The 2,422-nt window shown below is 45.6% G+C and carries 1 protein-coding gene; it reads left to right on the top strand.

Annotation, left to right across the window (positions count from 1 at the left end; translation table 11 throughout):
• Window positions 1–12: 12 nt before the first annotated feature.
• Window positions 13–2,422, top strand: a 2,410-nt coding sequence (locus AC37HE_RS06675) for a DUF6298 domain-containing protein (RefSeq protein WP_500782023.1), incomplete at its 3' end; no start/stop codon positions are given.

The following is a 2,422-nucleotide window of genomic DNA, read 5'->3' as shown; positions in this document are numbered from 1 at the left end:
GATCATTTAAAAGTGGGCCAAGAAATTTTTCTTACACGTCCGGCTACCGAAGAATGGATAGAGCTATTGGGCATGAAGGAATTTGGAGGCGAGTCAGGTTGGCTAGGTTGGCGGGCCGGATATCATAATTCAACATGGGATAGAACCATTACCAACATCGAAGGCAATAAGGTAACGATTGATGTCCCGATTACAACTGCTCTCGATCAGAAGTATGGGGGAGCTTACCTTCATACTGCAAGTTGGGAAAACAGAATTCAGAATATTGGAATTGAAAACCTGAGCTTGGTTTCAACTTATAATGCCGAAAATCCGAAAGACGAAGAACATTGCTGGAATGCAATATCTTTTGAGAATGCCGCTAACTGCTGGGTTCGTCAGGTAACGTTTCAGCACTTTGCCGGATCAGCGGTTGCGGTGTACGAGTCGGCCGCCAAAGTAACCGTTGAAGATTGCCTGAACCTGGAGCCGGTTTCGGAAATAGCGGCCTACCGCCGTAATGCATTTTATGTAGGAGGTCAGGAAACCCTGGTGTTGCGCTGTTATGCCGAATATGGATGGCACGATTTTTCAACCGGATTTTTTGCAGCCGGCCCCAATGCCTTTGTGCAGTGCCAGTCGTACCTACCCAATAATTTTAGCGGTGCAGCCGATAGTTGGGCTTCGGGTGTGTTGTTCGATATTGTTAATGTCGATGGTCAGAAGCTTTGCTTTACTAACCGCGGGCAAGATGCACAGGGAGCCGGATGGACTGCTGCCAACTCGATGTTTTGGCAATGTTCAGCTGCTAAAATTGAAAATTTTGCACCTCCCGGAACTCAAAATTGGGCTTACGGTGCCTGGGCACAATTTGCAGGCAACGGCTATTGGTACGAGGCCAATAGCCATGTAAACCCACGCAGCCTTTTTTATAAGCAGTTGCAGGAACGGCTCAACGACCCAACTCTGGGCGAAGGACAAGTCATTACCTATACAATTGAAGATGCCGGAAATCCAACACCCGAAGAGGCAACCCGAATTGCTAAATATTTAGAGGCAAATCATCCGCTTTCGGTTAGAGAATTTATTCTGAAAGCTCCTGAACGCAATCCGATTCAAACGAATCTTGCTATTGGGAAAATCGCTACAGTTGAAAAGCAAAAGGACAATAAGAAGGTCGAAGATAAAACAGTGGTATCCATCAAAGATGGTTGGATTGTTGCTAATGGAGTAGTCATTACCGGGCAAAGAGCTACTGCTCCCTGGTGGAACCTAAAGATGCGTCCCCGCGAAATCGGGCGTGCAAAAATTGCGGTCACCCGTTATGTTCCCGGACGCGAAGGAAAAGGCTTTACCGATCGTTTAAAGGAGGTCATTGACGACATGGATGAGCACAATCAGGCTGTGTACGAACAAAACTATGCTTTGTGGTACGAGCGTCGTCGCGACGATCACGAACGTATTCGCAGGATGGATGGCGATGTTTGGGCTCCTTTCTATGAACTTCCGTTTGAACGTTCCGGGCAAGGATTAGCGTGGGATGGTTTGAGTAAATACGATTTAACCAAATACAATCTTTGGTATTGGAACCGCTTAAAAGAATTTGCCGATTTGGCCGAACAAAATTCGAAAGTATTAATTCATCAAAACTATTTTCAACACAATATTTTGGAAGCTGGTGCCCATTGGGTGGACTCACCCTGGCGTACCGTGAATAATATTAATAACACGGGGTTTCCTGAGCCACCGTTATTTGCAGGCGATAAGCGAATATTTATTGCAGATGAGTTTTACGATATTACGAATCCGGTTCGGCGGGAGCTGCATAAAAAATACATTCGACAGTGTTTGAATAACTTCAAGGATAACAGTTGCGTTATTCAAACAACAAGTGAAGAATTTACGGGGCCGCTTCATTTTGTCGAGTTCTGGTTAGATGTTGTTTCCGAGTGGGAACAGGAAACCGGCAGACATCCTCTTATTGCGTTAAGTACAACCAAAGATGTTCAGGACGCTATTCTGGCCGATCCGATTCGCTCAAAAATTGTCGATATCATTGATATTCGTTACTGGAGTTCACGTGCCGATGGATCGGTTTATGCGCCTGTTGGTGGAGCAAATTTAGCTCCCCGTCAATTTGCTCGCCTCGAAAATAAAGGCCCTCAATCAGTGCAGCAGGTTTACAACGATGTGCTTACTTATAAGAAAGCTTTCCCCGAGAAGGCAGTTCTATATTCGTTTAATCAATCGGATAAGTTGGCCTGGGCTATCTTCATGGCCGGTGGCTCACTCGCAGGCATTCCTGTGATTCAGGTGGACGGATTTCTTTCGGCAGCTTCAAAAATGTCGGCTACCGACACGAACAAAGAAGGTGTTTACAGACTAGCTGATGTTGATGGAGGAAGCATTTTCTACCTGGATGAAAAATGTCCTGAATATAGTT

This window comes from Mangrovibacterium sp. (genome assembly GCF_059905295.1).
Note: the sequence above shows the minus strand (reverse complement) of the source record. Positions and strands in the feature narration are given on the sequence as shown.